Here is a 15,130-nt window from a genome sequence, read left to right as displayed (position 1 = left end):
TCAGTGATCCTTGGCGCCGGCGACGATGCCGGCATCATGCAGTTTCCCGATCGCCGACATGGTGAGGCCGAGGCGTTCCGCCAGAACCATGTCGGTATGCTCGCCAAGCCGTGGCGCCGGCACGGGCGGCAGCCGCACCGCGGGGCCGCCGAAGCTCAGCGGGATGGCCGGCGCCAGCAGGCGGCCGATGCCGGGCTGGTCGATGTCCGCGAACATCGGATTGGCGGTGGAGCATCGCGCATCCTCCCGCACCAACTGCCCGAAATCCTGGTAGGGCCCCCAGAGGATGCCGCTGCCCTCGAAGGCCGTGGTGATCTCGGCGAGTGTGCGCTTGGCGAACCAGGGCGCCAGCACGGCGGAGATGGCGTGCCGCGCCTCGAACCGCCCGCCTTCGTCATCCAGGTCCACATCGAGCATGGGGCCGATCATCGCGATCTTCTCGCTGAGGCCCGTCGCCTTCCCGATCGCCTTCCATTGCCGGCCGGAGATGGCGGCGATCATGATGCGTCGCCCGTCGCGGGTCGGGAAATCCTTGCCATAGGCGCCGTAGAGATCATTGCCGAGCGGCGGCCGCACGGCGCCATTCACCTGGACATCCGCGACATAGCCGAGGTTGGCGACCGTCGCGAGCATCACATCCGACAGCGCCAGCGTCACTTCCCGCCCCTGGCCATCGCGCCGGCGCGCGCGTTCGGCCGCCAGCAGGCCGGTCGAGAGGTAGAGCCCGGCCGCGACATCCCAGGCCGGCAGCACATGGTTCACGGGATCGCCGCCGGTGCCCGTGGCCATGGGGAAGCCGCTGGCGCAATTCACGGTGTAGTCCACCGCGCCCGACCCATCATGGTTGCCGGTCAGCTTCAGCATGATGAGGTCGGCGCGCTTCGCCGACAGCGCCGCATGGCTCATCCAGCCGCTGGCGGGCAGGTTGGTCAGCAGGATGCCGTTGCCCTCGCCGGGGCGGGTGATGAGGGCGGTGGCGATCTCCCGCCCCTCCGGCGTGTTCAGCGCCAGGCAGACGGAGCGCTTGCCCTTGTTCAGGCTGGCCCAGTAGAGGCTGTTGCCATTGGGCGCGAGCGGCCAGCGGCCATGGTCGATATTGCCGCCGATCGGGTCGATGCGGATGACCTCCGCCCCCATCTGCGCCAGCGTCATGCCGCCCATCGGTGCCGCGACGAAGGCCGAGACCTCCACCACGCTGAGATCGGCAAGGATGGCGTCACTGGTCATGCGATGGCCCCGGGCGTGTTGCTACCCGCCAGTATAGCGCGCCGCCCGCGCCCGCCCACCCTTGACCTGAATGACCACCCGTGATGGACCCGGGGCCAGGCAAGAAGGAAGGCCCCCATGAAAATCATCGTGCTGCCCGGCGACGGCATCGGCCCCGAGATCACGGAAGCCACCACCGGCGTGCTCCGCGCAGCCTCCGAGGCCTTCCAGCTTGGCATCGAGATGGAGCATGATGTGGTGGGGCTGGAGAGCTTCCGCCTGCACGGCACCACGGTGAAGCCGGAACTGCTGGACCGCGTGAAGGCGGCCGACGGCTTCGTGATGGGGCCGACCTCGACGCTCGACTACAAGAAGGGCGATGCGAAGCAGGTCGGGCCCTCGGCGTTCTTCCGCAAGGGGCTCGACCTCTTTGCCAATATCCGTCCGGCGCGGACCTATGCGGGCATGCCCGCGCGGCTCGGCCAGTTCGACCTGGTGGTGGTGCGGGAGAATACGGAAGGCTTCTATGCCGACCGCAACATGGAAGCGGGCAACGCGGAGATCCTCGTCACGCCCGACGTCGTCGTCTCGCTCCGCAAGATCACGCGCCCGGCCTGCCTGCGCATCGCGCGCAGCGCCTTCGAACTCGCGGGGCGTCGCCGCAACAAGGTGACGGCGGTGCACAAGGCCAATGTGCTCAGCGTCGGGGATGGCATGTTTCTGGCGTGCTGCCGGGAGGTCCAGAAGGATTTTCCGGAGATCGAACTCGAGGAAATCATCGTGGACGCGATGATGGCGCATGTCGTGCGCAATCCCGCGCGCTTCGACGTCATCGTCACCACCAACATGTTCGGCGACATCCTCTCCGACCTCACGGCGGAGATGTCGGGCAGCCTCGGCCTGGGCGGGTCGCTGAATGCGGGGGCGGAGACGGCGATGGCGCAGGCCGCGCATGGATCGGCGCCGGACATCGCGGGGCAGGGCATCGCCAACCCCGCCTCCCTCATTCTCTCCGCCGCGCTGCTGCTGTCCTGGCACGGCCGCCGCAAGGGGGAGCCGCGCTATGTGGAGGCCGGCACGGCGATCGAGCAGGCGATGGCGGATGCGATCGCCGCCGGCGAATGCACGCGCGACATCGGCGGCAAGCTCGGCACGGCCGCGGCGGGTGCAGCGGTCGCGGCGCGCCTGAAGCGTTAATTTTTTCCTGCCCTCAAGCGCCGGGCGGCCCCTCCGGGGCCTTGGCTCGCCGCATAAGCGGCGGCGCCCGTTCGGGCGCTCGGCCGACTTCGTCGGCCGCAGGTCGCTCCTCGCGCCGTTGGCTAGCGCCGCGCCGCCAGGGCTGCCCAGACCCGGGCCGGGGTCATGGGCAGCTCGATATGCGTCACGCCATCCGCCGCCAGCGCGTCGATCACCGCATTGGCGATGGCGGCGGGGGCGCCATTGGTCGGCAATTCGCCGACGCCCTTGATGCCGAGGATGTTGTTGGGGCTGGGGGTGGGGACGGAGATCCAGTCCAGGTCGGGAAAATCCCCGGCGCGCGGCATGGCGTAGTCCATCAGGGTCGCGGCCTGCATCTGGCCGTCCTCGTCATAGCGCGCATCCTCCATCAGCGCCTGGCCGATGCCGGCGGCATAGCCGCCATGCAGCTGGCCGCCGAGCAGCAGCGGGTTGACCACCAGCCCCGCATCGATGGCGGCGGCGAAGCGGTCCAGCGTCACGGCGCCGGTCTCGGGGTCCACCTCCACCTCCGCGATGGCGATGCCGGTGGGCCAGGTCTCGACCGTGTCGGCGAAATCCGCGCTGGCCTTCATGCCGCCGAGGCGGCGCGCGAGGTCCGGCAGCGTGATGCGGCGATCGGTGCCGGCGATGATGTAGGCGCCGGCTTCGAAGGCGATGTCGATCGGCGCGGCTTCCAGCGCCTCCGCCGCCGCATCGCGCCCCTGCTCGATCAGCGTGTCGGCGGCGCGGGTCATGGTGGCGCCGGAGATGATGGTCGAGGAGGAGCCGCCGGTGCCGCCGCCGCGCGGGATGCGATCGCTGTCGCCCTGCACGATGCGGATCAGCGCGGGGTCGAGGCCGAGCCGCGCGGCGAGGATCTGCGCATAGGCGGTGGCATGGCCCTGGCCCTGGCTCTGCGTGCCGGTGCGGGCTTCCACCGTGCCATCGGGCAGGATGGTGACGCCGGAGGTCTCCGTGCCCCAGCCGCCGGAGCCGTGCAGGTGACAGGCGAAGCCGCGGCCGCGGCGGAGGCCCTTCGCGCGGGAGGCGTCGCGGCGGGCGGCGTAGCCGGCCGCATCGGTGCGTGTCAGCACCGCGTCCATCAGCGCGGCGTAGTCGCCGCTGTCGTAGCGGTAGCCGAGCGCGGTGGCGTAGGGGAAGGCAGCGCGCGGGATCAGGTTGAGGCGCCGCAGCGCGACGGGGTCGCGGCCCGTCTCCCGCGCCGCCTGGTCCACCAGGCGTTCCAGCAGCACCAGCGCCTCCGGCTTCCCCGCGCCGCGCACGGCATCGACGGGGGCGGTGTGGGTGAAGGCGCAGCGGAGGTGGAGATGCGCGGCCGGGATGGCGTAGAGGCCGGTGATGACCTTGGCCATGCCGCCGGTCGGGATGGTGGGGTTCACCGTGGAGACATAGGCACCGAAATTCGCCACCCCCTCCACGCGGATCGCGGTGAAGCGGCCATCGGCATCCAGCGCGAGCGCAGCTTCGGCGACGAGGTCCCGCGCATGGGTATCGGCCAGGTGATGCTCCGTGCGGTCCTGCACCCAGCGGACATCGCGTTCCAGCCGCATCGCGGCGAAGACGGAAAGCGCCTGTTCGGGATAGGGCGGCAGCTTGGGGCCGAAGCCGCCGCCGACATCCTCCGTCACCACGCGCAAGGCTTCGCGCGGGATCTTCAGGATGTGGTCGCAGAGGATGCGATGCAGCAGGTGCACGCCCTGGGATGGCGTGGTGAGCGTGACGCACCCCGCCTGCCACTGCGCGAGGGCCCCGCGCGGCTCGATATAGCCGGCCAGGATTCGGGGGGATCGGAAGGCGACGCGCGCCACATGCGCGGCGGCGGCAAAGGCGGCGTCCACCGCGCGTGCATCGCCCTTGTGCCAGTCGCAGACCAAATTGCCGGGGGCTTCGTCATGCACAAGCGGCGCATCGGGACGCAGGGCATCGTCGCCGCGCACCACGGCCGGGAGGGGATCGTACTCCACCATGATGGCTTCCGCCGCGTCGCGCGCCTGGGCGAGCGTTTCCGCCGCCACCATGGCCACGATCTCCCCGACATGGCGGACGCGGTCGCGGGCGATGGGCAGGCGGGGCGGTTCGATGTGCCGGCGGCCAGCCGGGTCCTTGATCTCCGTCACCGCGGGGTTGTGGCCGAGCGTGGCGGTATCCGCCGCCGTGATGATGGTGGCGACACCCGGCATGGCGCGGGCTTCCGCGGCATCGATGGCGACGATCCGCGCATGGGCGTGCGGGGAGCGCAGGAACACCGCCTGCAGCGCGTGGGGCGCCGCCGCATCGGCCATGTAGCGGCCGCCGCCGGTCAGCAGGCGGGGATCCTCCAGCCGCCGCATCGGCGAACCGAGACCCGGTAGGACGTCGAAGGCCATGCGTGCTCCCCTGGATGCGGGGACCATTGCCGCGCGGGGCGGCGATTGCAACCGCGGGCCGGCGGTGCCTAGGCTGCGCTGGGATACAAGGGGTGCGGGCGATGGTGACGAGGCGGGCGATGCTGGCGGTGGGCCTCTCGGCACCGGCCGTGATCCGGCAGGCGGGGGCGCAGGAGGCCTGGCCGAGCCGACCGGTGCGCGTGATCGTGCCGTTTGCCGCGGGCGGCGGCGCGGATCTGGTGGCGCGGGCGGTCTCGGCCAAGCTGCAGGAGCGGCTCGGGCGGCAATTCGTCATCGACAACCGGCCGGGTGGGGCAGGCAATATCGGCACGGATGCGGCGGCCAAGGCGGCGCCGGACGGCTACACCCTGCTGATCACCGGGCCGAGCCATGTGAACAACGCGCATCTTTTCCGCAGCCTGCCCTTCGACCCGATCCGGGGCTTCGCGCCGGTCTCCCTGCTCACCTCCGCGCCCTATGTGCTGATCGCCGATCCGGCGCTGCCGCTGCGGAGCCTCGGCGACCTGATCGCGGCGGCGAAAGCGAGGCCGGGGGCGTTGTCCTATGGCTCTGCCGGCAATGGCACGGCGGGGCACCTGGCGATGGAGATGATCAAGACGCAGGCGGGCATCGACATGGTGCATGTGCCCTATCGCGGCAGTCCGGCCGTGCTGACGGACATCATGGGTGGGCGCATCGCGGTGGCCTTCGACAATGTCTTGTCCTCCGCCCCCGGCATCGCGGCGGGGCAGTTGCGGGGCCTGGCGGTGAGTGGCGCGCGGCGGGCGCCGGCGCTGCCGCAGGTGCCGACCATCGCCGAAAGCGGCCTGCCGGGCTTCGATGTGACGGTGTGGCAGGGTGCGTTGTTCCCGGCGGGCACGGACCCCGCGATCGTCGCGCGGCTGGGGGCGGAGATGGGCCTGGCGATGCAGGCGCCGGATCTGCGGGCGCGGCTGGCGGAGCTGGGGGCGGAGGCGATCGGCGGCATGCCCGCCGATTTCGCCCGTTTCCTGGACCAGGAGATGCGCGTCTGGGGCGAGGCGGTACGCCAGACCGGTGCGCGCCTCGACTGAGCTACAGCACCCGTTCGACGGCGACCGCGCGGCAATCCATCTCGTAGTCCAGCCCCACCACCGGCGGCCGGCAGAACTGCCATGTGACGCCGTGGCGCGCCGCGCCGCGCGCCACCAGCGCCGCCGCCAGGAAGGGGTGGATGTCGTGCACGGTATAGGCCTGCACGCCGGTGGTCATGGCCCAGCTGCCGTCGAGCGCACCCATGCGGCGTTCCATTTCCCCCAGCACCCAATCGGCCTTGCGGCGCATCCCGCCAGCGGAGGTGTCGTCGAGGGCGATGATGTGGTCGCGGTAGTTGGCGTGGCCTTCGGGGGCTTCCCCGCTGCCGGCGACGACGAAGCTGGGCGCGGCGCCGGCATCGGGGATGGTGTAGCTGAAGGCGTGGAAGCCGGGCTCCGCGGGGGGCGCGATCTCGGGGCAGACATTGCTGCGCGCCACGGGGTTGCGGCCGTCCACCAGCACGCCCCATTCGCCCAGCACCGCGGCATAGGCGCGGTTGAAGGTGACGAATCCGTCTTCCGTGAAGGGGGCGGGGGAGCGGAGCTCGCAGGCGCAGAAGGCGTTCAGCGGCCGGCCCAGCGCGGCCAGGTGGGCCGCGATGCGGCGCCAGCCTTCCGCCATCGGCACCGGCTCCGCGAAGCGGGCGCGTTCCAGCCGGAAGCCCGGCAGCGCGGCGACGCCGCCGGAATACTGGAAGACGCCGGGCATGAAGCGGAAGCCGGCCTGCGGGACGGGGATGGCGGTCACGGCATGATCCTTCCGGGCTGCGCGGGCAGGCTACGCAGCGCGGCGCGCGGCCTCAATCCGGCTTGATGTTGCCGCGGCGCACGACCTCACCCCATTTCGCGATCTCGGCGCGCTGGAAGGTGGCGAATTCGTCGGGTGACGTGCCGATGAGGTCGAGGCCGAGCACGGCGGAGCGCTCCGCCACCTCCGGCACCCGGAGCGCGGCGGCGATCTCCGCCTGGAGCCGCGTCACGATCGGCGCGGGCGTGCCGGCGCGGAGCGTCATGCCGTACCAGTTCACCACCTCATACCCCGGCACCGTCGCCGCCACCGGCGGCACGCCCGGCAGGGATGCCATCGCCGCCGGCCCGGTGACGCCCAGCGCGCGGACGCGGCCGGAGGCGATGTGCGGCTGCGCGATGGCGAGCGCGTCGAACATGAACTGGCACTGCCCGGCGATCACATCCGTGAAGGCGGGCGCGCTGCCGCGATAGGGCACGTGGATGGTGCTGATCCCCGCCTGGGCGTTCAGCAATTCGCCCGACAGATGCGGCAGCCCGCCATTGCCGGAGGAGGCGTAGTTGAGCGTCCCGGGCCGCGCCTTGGCCAGCGCGATGAACTCGCCGACGGTCTGCGCCGCGACGCCGGGATTCACCACCATGACGAAGGGCAGGGAGGCCACCAGGGACAGCGGCGCCATGTCCCGCAGCAGGTCGAAGCCGGCATTGGGGTAGAGGCCCGCATTCACCGCCAGGTTGCCGGTGGTGCCGAAGAAGATCGTATGGCCATCGGCCTCCGCCCCCAGCACGGCCTGGGTCGCCACCAGGCCATTGGCGCCGGGGCGGTTTTCCACCACCACGGGCTGGCCGAGGCGCGCGGTCATGTGCGGCGCCATCAGCCGGGCCAGGATGTCGATCCCGCCGCCCGGCGGGAAGCCGATCACGATGCGGATGGGGCGCTGGGGGAAACCGCCCTGCGCGCGCAGGGGGGCGGCCAGCAGCGGCAGCGCGCTCGCGCCGAGCACGGCGCGTCGGGTGATCCTCATGACGTATTCCTCCGGGCGCGGCGTCGCCGCCTTGACATTGTTTTTCGTATGGTGGGATTGATTCGCCCCAGGGGTCAAGCACGACCCGTGCGGAGGAACGCTTGGCCGCCAAATACCTCTATGCCGGCACGGCCGGCCATTCGGCGTGGTTCAGCGAGGATCTCGGCCAGAGCTGGGTCCATCCGAACAGCCATTCCGGGATGTATCTGGAAGCCCGCGTCTGGGGCTTCGCCGCCCATCCCGCGACGCCTGGGCGCATGTTCGCCGCCACCGACATGGGCGTCTATCGCTGGGACGAGCCGAAGGCGCGCTTCACCAGGCTGCCGATCCCTGAAGACGGGGCGCCGATGGAGGATGTCTGGGCCATCGCCATCGATCCGAAGGACCCGGATGTGCTGATCGCGGGCACCAGGCCGGCGGGGTTCTGGCGGTCCACCGATGCGGGGCAGAGCTGGGCGCGGATGCCCGCGCCCGGCATCGCGGATTTCTCGACGCAGAACATGGGGCCGACGCGGGTCACGCAGATCCTGTTCGACCCGGTGGATGATGGCACGGTCTGGGCCTCGGTCGAGATCGGCAGCATTTTCGTCAGCCGCGACCGGGGGCTGACCTGGTCTGAGCGGGGCAACGGGCTTGTTTCCGGCGATGTGCATGGGCTGGCCGTGGTGCCATTGCCCGGGGGCGGCAAGGCGATGCTGGCCACCACCAATCGCGGGCTGCATCGCAGCGAGGATGATGGCGCGAACTGGGTGATCCAGGATTTGCCGACGCCCTGGCCCTATACCCGCGGCGTGACGCCGCGCGCGGATGGGTCGGGCGTGGTGTTCCTGGGCAGCGGCAATGGCCCGCCGGGGAATGACGGGTTTCTCCTGCGCTCGCGCGACCATGGCCGGACCTGGGAGGATGCGGGGCTGCCGGGCGGCGTGAACAGCACGGTCTGGTGCATCGCCGCCGATCCCGCGGACCCGATGTTCCTGCTGTGCTGCACCAATCTGGGGGAAGTCTTCCGCAGCACGGATGGCGGGGAGAACTGGACCCGCCTGCCGCATGTCTTCGGCGAACTCCGCGCCCTGCTGTGGCGCAGCCTGCCCGATGACATCCGGCAGCAACCCCATTCCATCACCCGCCCGGTGCAGACCGCGGCGGAACTCAACCACCCCATGGCGAGGAAGCACGCGGCATGAACGAGGTCCGGTTCCCCGCCATCCCGGCGGATCAGATGAACGACGCGCAGAAGGAGGTCGCCTCCGCCATCGCCGGCGGGCCGCGCGGCAGCGTGCGCGGGCCCTTCCTGGCGCTGCTGCACAACCCCCAGCTTGCCATGCGCGTGCAGGCGCTGGGGGAGCATCTGCGCTTCGGCACGGGCATCACGCAGTCACTCGTGGAACTGCTGATCCTGGTGACGGCGCGGAAGTGGACCTGCCAGTACGAATGGTTCGCCCATGCCCGCATCGCCCGCGCGGAGGGCCTGCCGGAGCCGATCATCGCCGCCATCGCGGCGGGCCAGCGGCCGTCCGACATGAATGACGACCAGGCGCTGGTGCATGATTTCGCCGTGGCCGTGCACAGGGACGGCACGCCGCCGGATGCGCTCTACGACCAGGCGGTGGCGCGCTTCGGCCGGGCCGGCGTGCTCGATCTGCTGGCGCTGTGTGGCTACTACACGATGCTGGCGATGGTGCTGAACACGGCGCGGCCGCCGCTGCCGGACAACACGCCCGATCCGCTGGGTGCGCTGTGATGCGTGCCCTTCGTGTCGGCCTGATGGTGCCGATCAACAACACGACGATGGAAGGGGAGCTCGCGGCCTGGCTGCCGCCGGGCTCCTCCGTCACGCGCGTGGGCATCCCGCGCGGCGCCGGGCTGCTGACGCGGGGGACGATGCCCGCCTATCGCGATGCCGCGGTGGCGCTGGCCGCGCAGCATTTCTGCAGTGCCACGCATGATATCCTTGCCTATGGCTGCACGGCCGCGGGCTTCATCAGCGGGCCGAAGGGCGATGCCGAATTGCAGGCGGAACTCTCCCGCGTCACCGGCCTGCCGGTGGTGACGACGGCACGCGCCATGGTGGTGGCGTTGCAGGCCGCGGGGGCCAGGCGCATCGCCGTCGTGACGCCCTACCAGGATGCGGTGAACGAGCAGCTCACGGATTTCCTCGCCGATGGCGGGATCGCGGTGGAGCGGCTGGCGACGTTCCGCGCACCGGATGTGAACGCGCTCGGCCGCATCACGGCGGAGGAGGTGCGCGGGCTGGCGGAGGCGACGATGGGGGAGGATTGCGACGCCCTTTTCATCGGCTGTTCCCAGTTGCCGACCCATGCCGTGCTGGGCGGCCTGGCGGCGCGCTTCGCCAAGCCGGCGCTGTCCTCCATCCAGGCCACCGCCTGGGATGCGCAGCGCGTGATGGGCTGACCCATCTGCGGACGGTCCAGGGGCGGTTCGCCCCTGGCGGATGGGGTTTGGGGAAGGCGGCGCCTTCCCCATCGCTACCGCAGCGGCGAATGCACCGCCGCCAGCATCAGGCTCGTCTCCACCTCCTCGATCATGGCGGCGTGGCGGACCATCGCGCCGTCCTCCCCGCAGAGGCTGCGCGCGAATCGCGCGGCGGGGTCGGGGTGCGCCAGCAGTTGCACGGCTTCGTTGATCGGCCCCGCGAAGCTGGTCCAGACCGCGATCTGGCCTGGCTCCTCGTCCCGTGCCAGCGCCTCCGCCAGCCGTCCTGCTTCTCCGGCGCGGGCGCGGAACAGGCGTTGCTCGTACAGGTGGGGGCCGGGGGTCGCGGGCGCGGCCAGCGGCAGCACCGCCTCCATGAAGCGCACGACCTGGCGCAGCATCAGCGGGCGCACGCCGGCCAGGTATTGTTCCCGCCAGGCCGGCAGCGCCTCCAGCGTGCGCCGCACGGCCTGGCGGCTTTCCAGGCTGTCGTGGCGCCAGAGATTCACCACGCTGTTGGCGGCGCCGACCTCGTTGGACCAGAAGCCGAGCAGCCTGCCGTGGCGGTCGCCGCGGATGGGGACGGCGATTCGGGCCGCGAGGTCCAGGTAGCGCGGCATGGCGCCCGGCCGCAGCGTGTAGATGCGCAGCTCGTCGATCATCGGCTTCCCCCTTGATTTTCTCCCGCATCGTGGGACCAATCATCGCCAACCGGCAATATCCGGACGGAGGAAGCGAAGGATGCGGCGTCTCGTTCTTGGCGCGTTGCTGGCGATGGGGTTGTCCCTGCCGGCGGCAGCCTTTCCGGATCGGCCGATCCGGCTGGTCGTGCCCTATGGCCCCGGCGGCATCACCGATATCGCGGCGCGCATCCTGGCGCCGAAGCTGGGGGACGAACTCGGCCAGCAGGTGGTGGTGGACAACCGGCCGGGCGGCGCCGCGATGATCGGCTTCGGCTTCGCCGCCCGCAGCGCGCCGGATGGCCACACGCTGGTGCTGGGCACCACGGCGCTGGCGGCCAACCCGGTGCTGTTCCGCACCATCCCCTATGACGCGCGCACGGATTTCACGCCGGTCAGCCTGGTGGGGCTGGTGCCGACGGTGCTGGTGGTGCACCCGTCATCGCCGGCGCGCAGCGTGTCCGACTTCATCAGCCTGGCCCGCGCCCAGCAGGGGCAGATGAACTACGGCTCCGCCGGCAATGGCAGCGGCAATCACCTGTCGTCGGAGATGTTCAACCACGCCGCGGGAATCCAGGCCGTGCACGTCCCCTATCGCGGGGGCGGGCAGGTGATGACGGACCTCGTCGCGGGGCGGCTTTCCTACGTCTTCGCCGTGTTGCCGACTGCGCATCCCTTCATCACCGCGGGGCAGTTGCGGGCGCTTGGCGTCACGGGTGCGACGCGCAGCGGCGCGCTGCCGCAGGTACCGACCATCGCGGAAGCCGCGATCCCCGGCTTCGCGCTGTATGAATGGCTTGGCCTGATGGGTCCGGCGGGGATGCCGCCCGCGATCACCAGCCAGATCCAGCAGGCCGTCGCCCGCGCGCTGCGCGATCCCGGCATCGCGGAACGCTTCCGCGGCATCGGGGTGGAGGCGCAGGGCGGCACGCCGGACCAGATGCGCGCCTATCTGGAGGGCGAGTTGAACCGCTGGGCGGACCTCGCCCGGCATGTGCGCTTCGAGGTGGCGGAATGAGTGTCGCGACGGATGCCGTGCTGCGCGAACTGGCCGAGGTGCTGTGGGAGGAAAGCCCCGGCCACCATGGCGGGGCGCTGTCAAAAATCCTGGTGGCGGCGGGGGAGGGCGGGTCGCGGGTGATCGACTACCGCATCTCCTCCTACGAGCCGCGCGCGCATGTCGCGCTGCATGCCCATGATGCCAAGGAACAGATCTACCATTTCATCGAGGGCGAGGGCCTGCTGACCATCGGCGATCGCAAGGTTATCGTGCGGAAGAACAGCTACGTCTTCATCCCGCCGACCGTGCCCCATGCGCTGCACAATACGGGCCTGGGCAATCTGGTGTTCCTGGTGATCACGGCGCCGGTGGTGGTCGCGTAGGTGTGTGGTCCCGGGATGAGATGGTGGGGGTTGATTTTGAAGCTTAATGGATCGTTGGTCCAGGCCTCGCAGATGGCCTGGAAGGGTGTTCGCCATCGCAGTGCCTTGAGATGCTTGCCGAAATCATAGGCTTGGACGAAGGCCAGGACGGGGGCCTTTAGGGCCTCAAGGTCGGGATAGTGGCAGGCCTTGATGGTGGCCTCCTTGACGGTGCGGATCATCCGTTCGGCCCGGCCGTTGGTCCAGGGATGATAGGGCTTGGTGAGCTTGTGCTTGATGCCGTGCTCGCCGCAGACACGGTCGAAGATGTGGCCCATCCACTGGGCGGTGGGGCCATCGCGGTATCTTGGCAGGTCGGCGAAGGCCATGCCGTTGTCGGTCAGCACGGTGTGGATGGCATAGGGGAAGGTGGCCACGACCTCGCGGAGAAAGGCGGCACCGTTCAGCTTGGTTGCGGCCGGCAGGAAAGCGACGTGGGTGAACTTGGACGCCCGGTCGATGGCGAGGAACATGAAGAGCTTACCCTCGGCCAGGCGCAGCTCGCAGATGTCGATATGGGCGTAGCCGATGGTGGTTTCGGCGAAGCGCTTACGCTTTGAGGTCGCCTCTTCGTTTTGGGGCAAACGGGATATGCCGTGACGCTCCAGGCAGCGGTGGAGCGCGCTGCGGCTGAGCTTCGTGATCGTATCCCGCAGGCAGCCCATGACGTCATCGAGCGGCAGCAGGAGGGTAAGGCGCCGGAACTCGACGATGATCGCCTCCTCGGCCTCGGTCAGGGTGGTGCTGCGGGGCTGGCGTGGCCCCATCGGTGCATCGGCGGTGATCCGCCGGGCGCGCCACTTGGCTACTGTTCTGGGGTTCAAGCCCTACTGGGCGGCGAGGGCGCGGGTCGACGCTTGCGCCGCTTGGAGTTCGGCTCGAACTCGCGGCGGCGTTCGGGCTGAGCCGTGAAGACCTGCTGCCATAGGGCGTCCTCCTGGTCACGGGGGAACGCACCACCACACTCCGGGACTGCACATCTAGTCCAAAGTGCGGCAATCGGCGCCGCGCTCCTTCTGCTCAGCCCCTACAGGATGAAGTCAGCCGCGGTGACTGGATGGATGCCCATAACGGCAAGTCGGAAGGTTGCGTGTAGGTTGGCGTCGACATTGGCCTCGACGATCCCGTTCGCGAACCTGACTTGGCCGGCTGCGGTGAAGTCTGCGCTACCGATGAAGACGAAGGCCTGGTCGCCGCCAAGAAGGCTAATGGCGTCGATCCGCGAGAGGTCGATCCGGTCCCCCAGCTGAAAGTCTACGATCGTGTCCCGTGCTCGTGACGTGCTTTCGTCGACGCTGTCATAACGGAAGAAGTCTGCGCCCGCGCCGCCGCTGAGGCGGTCGCCCCCGGCGCCACCGACAAGCGTATCGTTGCCATCCTGCCCGATCAACGTGTCGTTGCCTGACAGCCCCAGGATCGCTTCGGCGGAGTTGGAGCCCAGCAGCCGATTGTCAGACGCTCCGCCGATCAGATCATCGTCGTTCCTAATCACGCCGATGGCGCTTGCAACGGGGACGCTGAGCCCCGCTGTACCGGCAGCGATCGCCACGCTGAAGGTGACATCCTGCGCGAAGATGCTGTCGGCGCGGACCCGTATAAGCAATGTCTTCTGAACCTCGCCCGGTGCAAAGGTCAGGCTGCCGCTCGGCCTCCCTTCGGTCGTTCCGTCCCAGAAGTCACTTGCGGTCGCCTGATAGGTCCTGGCGCCCGTAACCTGCCAGGTGACCGTCGCTGCCCAGTCCGTGGGGCTGGCGAGCATCACACTGAAGCTGAAATCGGTCCACTCGACCCCAGTCCCCTCAAGCTTGTCTGCGTCAAGGGCTGTGATCGAGACCGCGGTATCAACCAGCACGGGCTGGTACGATACTAGGCCGGCATTGCCCGCGACATCGACGGCGCGGAATTGGACAGTATTCTGGCCGAGATGCAGCAAGGCGCCGTCCCAGGATAGCTCGGTTCCGTCGGTGCCGCCCACCTTGTCGCTGATATCGCGCCATGTCCGGCCACTATCCGTGGAACCCTGTAACCAATTGGCGCCCAGAGCACCACTGAGCCTTGCCGTGATGGTCTGGCTGGCGATGGCGGTCACGAAGTCGGACGCACTCGTGCCCGTGTCGTCTGAGATGTCGATGCCCTGCACGAGGACGCCAGGGCCGGTGCGGACGAGGGTGTAAGACTGCTCCGCCACGGCGCCACTCACGGCGCCACTGTATCGGAACGTATCGAAGACGTTTAGGGCGCCACTATATCGAGACGTATCGACGACCTTGAGTTGAATGGACCGGGCATCACCTTCAAGCAGCACCGCGCCGACCCAGTTGAGGCTCTGGCCGCTGACCTTGCCGGTCACGTCCGTCCAGTTGGCGCCAGCATCGAGGCTGCCGAGGAGACGTTCACCGGCATTGAGTTTCCCACTGATCGTTGCGGTGATCGTCTGGCGCGGCGCAGACGTGACGAAGTCGGCGGTGCTTCGTCCGGTGTCGGAGGAGATGTCGATGCCGCTGACCACCTGGCGAGGCCCGGTGACCAGCACATTGCGGGTCGTACCGGCCGTATAGTCACCGGCCATGGTATTGCCGGCGAGGTCCGCGATGCCCGTACCGGACCCGCTGAGGTCCAGCCGCATGGTTCCGATGCCCACGATACTGGCCACCGTAACGTTGTAGGTACTGCCGGAGCCGTTTACGCCGCTGATGGTGCCGGCCACACCCTGGGTCATCGCCAGCGTGAAGTCGGCAGCGTCGACGCCGGTCACCGCCTCGGCGAAGGTGACCGTGAAGGTCGCGGTGCGCGCACCGGCTGGCGAGGCACTCGTGATGCCGACGATAGGCGGTGCGCTGTTGTCGAACACGTAGGCTTGGCTGAAGACGGTGCCGTCGTTGCCGGCGGCGTCGCTGACCTTGACCTTGAGCGTGCCGCTGCCGGTCAGGGTCTGGCCG

The 15,130-nt window shown here is 69.6% G+C and carries 13 protein-coding genes and 1 pseudogene; 7 read left to right on the top strand and 7 right to left on the bottom strand.

Going from position 1 to position 15,130, the window contains the following annotated elements; genetic code table 11:
• Nucleotides 1–1,227 (bottom strand): CoA transferase, encoded by a 1,227-nt coding sequence (locus tag BM041_RS27630; protein ID WP_092963152.1) that lies wholly within the window; start codon nt 1,225–1,227, stop codon nt 1–3.
• A 117-nt stretch (nt 1,228–1,344) separates the two neighbouring features.
• On the opposite strand from BM041_RS27630, the gene BM041_RS27625 reads away from it, so the two are divergent.
• Nucleotides 1,345–2,403 carry an isocitrate/isopropylmalate dehydrogenase family protein gene (locus BM041_RS27625; protein ID WP_092963151.1) on the top strand — a complete coding sequence of 353 codons (1,059 nt, stop codon included), beginning with the start codon at nt 1,345–1,347 and terminating at the stop codon, nt 2,401–2,403.
• A gap of 122 nt (nt 2,404–2,525) precedes the next feature.
• On the opposite strand, the gene BM041_RS27620 is transcribed toward BM041_RS27625, so the two are convergent.
• Nucleotides 2,526–4,811, bottom strand: a complete 2,286-nt coding sequence (locus tag BM041_RS27620) for a xanthine dehydrogenase family protein molybdopterin-binding subunit (protein ID WP_175534210.1) — start codon at nt 4,809–4,811, stop codon at nt 2,526–2,528.
• 101 nt (nt 4,812–4,912) lie between these two features.
• Here BM041_RS27620 and BM041_RS27615 point away from each other — a divergent pair, with 101 nt between their 5' ends.
• On the top strand, nt 4,913–5,884 hold the full coding sequence (locus tag BM041_RS27615) for a tripartite tricarboxylate transporter substrate binding protein (RefSeq protein ID WP_175534209.1): 972 nt from the start codon (nt 4,913–4,915) through the stop codon (nt 5,882–5,884).
• Nucleotide 5,885: 1 nt separating this feature from the next.
• Here BM041_RS27615 and cnbZ read toward each other — a convergent pair whose 3' ends face one another.
• Nucleotides 5,886–6,632 carry a 2-amino-5-chloromuconate deaminase CnbZ gene (gene cnbZ / locus BM041_RS27610; protein WP_245762292.1) on the bottom strand — a complete coding sequence of 249 codons (747 nt, stop codon included), beginning with the start codon at nt 6,630–6,632 and terminating at the stop codon, nt 5,886–5,888.
• Between the two features lie 52 nt (nt 6,633–6,684).
• The gene (locus tag BM041_RS27605) at nt 6,685–7,656 is read right to left on the bottom strand and encodes a Bug family tripartite tricarboxylate transporter substrate binding protein (protein ID WP_092963149.1); all 972 of its coding nucleotides are present in this window, start codon (nt 7,654–7,656) and stop codon (nt 6,685–6,687) included.
• Between the two features lie 101 nt (nt 7,657–7,757).
• Here BM041_RS27605 and BM041_RS27600 point away from each other — a divergent pair, with 101 nt between their 5' ends.
• Genes BM041_RS27600 through BM041_RS27590 form a run of 3 tightly spaced genes read left to right on the top strand, consistent with a single transcriptional unit; the run spans nt 7,758 to nt 10,068 of the window.
• A complete protein-coding gene (locus BM041_RS27600; protein WP_092963148.1) occupies nt 7,758–8,840 on the top strand; it encodes a WD40/YVTN/BNR-like repeat-containing protein in 1,083 nt (360 codons plus the stop codon).
• Nucleotides 8,837–9,397 carry a carboxymuconolactone decarboxylase family protein gene (locus tag BM041_RS27595; protein WP_092963147.1) on the top strand — a complete coding sequence of 187 codons (561 nt, stop codon included), beginning with the start codon at nt 8,837–8,839 and terminating at the stop codon, nt 9,395–9,397. Before BM041_RS27600 ends, BM041_RS27595 begins: the two co-directional genes overlap by 4 nt.
• Nucleotides 9,397–10,068, top strand: a complete 672-nt coding sequence (locus tag BM041_RS27590) for a maleate cis-trans isomerase family protein (RefSeq protein ID WP_139226217.1) — start codon at nt 9,397–9,399, stop codon at nt 10,066–10,068. The genes BM041_RS27595 and BM041_RS27590 overlap by 1 nt, the downstream gene beginning before the upstream one ends.
• A 74-nt stretch (nt 10,069–10,142) precedes the next feature.
• Here the strand turns inward: BM041_RS27590 and BM041_RS27585 are convergent, their stop codons facing one another.
• Entirely contained in the window at nt 10,143–10,751 is a 609-nt protein-coding gene (locus BM041_RS27585; protein ID WP_092963145.1) for an NIPSNAP family protein, read from the bottom strand.
• A 79-nt stretch (nt 10,752–10,830) separates the two neighbouring features.
• Here BM041_RS27585 and BM041_RS27580 point away from each other — a divergent pair, with 79 nt between their 5' ends.
• On the top strand, nt 10,831–11,787 hold the full coding sequence (locus BM041_RS27580; RefSeq protein WP_175534208.1) for a tripartite tricarboxylate transporter substrate binding protein: 957 nt from the start codon (nt 10,831–10,833) through the stop codon (nt 11,785–11,787).
• Nucleotides 11,784–12,152 (top strand): cupin domain-containing protein, encoded by a 369-nt coding sequence (locus BM041_RS27575; RefSeq protein ID WP_092963143.1) that lies wholly within the window; start codon nt 11,784–11,786, stop codon nt 12,150–12,152. Before BM041_RS27580 ends, BM041_RS27575 begins: the two co-directional genes overlap by 4 nt.
• Here the strand turns inward: BM041_RS27575 and BM041_RS27570 are convergent.
• Both BM041_RS27570 and BM041_RS27565 read right to left on the bottom strand, forming a co-directional pair.
• Nucleotides 12,053–13,117, bottom strand: a pseudogene (locus tag BM041_RS27570) (IS481 family transposase). The gene BM041_RS27575 and the pseudogene BM041_RS27570 sit on opposite strands and share 100 nt — an antisense overlap.
• Before the next feature lie 101 nt (nt 13,118–13,218).
• A partial coding sequence (locus BM041_RS27565; protein WP_175534207.1) for a calcium-binding protein occupies nt 13,219–15,130 on the bottom strand: 1,912 nt, incomplete at its 5' end.

This window comes from Falsiroseomonas stagni DSM 19981, assembly GCF_900114315.1.
GTDB classification, from domain to species: domain Bacteria; phylum Pseudomonadota; class Alphaproteobacteria; order Acetobacterales; family Acetobacteraceae; genus Falsiroseomonas; species Falsiroseomonas stagni.
This window is presented reverse-complemented; position numbering and strand designations above follow the sequence as displayed.

Coding starts and splice junctions, on each gene's coding strand:
- BM041_RS27630 (WP_092963152.1), bottom strand. CDS start 1,227: ATGACCAGTGACGCCATCCTTGCCGATCTCAGCGTGGTGGAGGTCTCG.
- BM041_RS27625 (WP_092963151.1), top strand. CDS start 1,345: ATGAAAATCATCGTGCTGCCCGGCGACGGCATCGGCCCCGAGATCACG.
- BM041_RS27620 (WP_175534210.1), bottom strand. CDS start 4,811: ATGGCCTTCGACGTCCTACCGGGTCTCGGTTCGCCGATGCGGCGGCTG.
- BM041_RS27615 (WP_175534209.1), top strand. CDS start 4,913: ATGGTGACGAGGCGGGCGATGCTGGCGGTGGGCCTCTCGGCACCGGCC.
- BM041_RS27605 (WP_092963149.1), bottom strand. CDS start 7,656: ATGAGGATCACCCGACGCGCCGTGCTCGGCGCGAGCGCGCTGCCGCTG.
- BM041_RS27595 (WP_092963147.1), top strand. CDS start 8,837: ATGAACGAGGTCCGGTTCCCCGCCATCCCGGCGGATCAGATGAACGAC.
- BM041_RS27590 (WP_139226217.1), top strand. CDS start 9,397: ATGCGTGCCCTTCGTGTCGGCCTGATGGTGCCGATCAACAACACGACG.
- BM041_RS27585 (WP_092963145.1), bottom strand. CDS start 10,751: ATGATCGACGAGCTGCGCATCTACACGCTGCGGCCGGGCGCCATGCCG.
- BM041_RS27580 (WP_175534208.1), top strand. CDS start 10,831: ATGCGGCGTCTCGTTCTTGGCGCGTTGCTGGCGATGGGGTTGTCCCTG.
- BM041_RS27575 (WP_092963143.1), top strand. CDS start 11,784: ATGAGTGTCGCGACGGATGCCGTGCTGCGCGAACTGGCCGAGGTGCTG.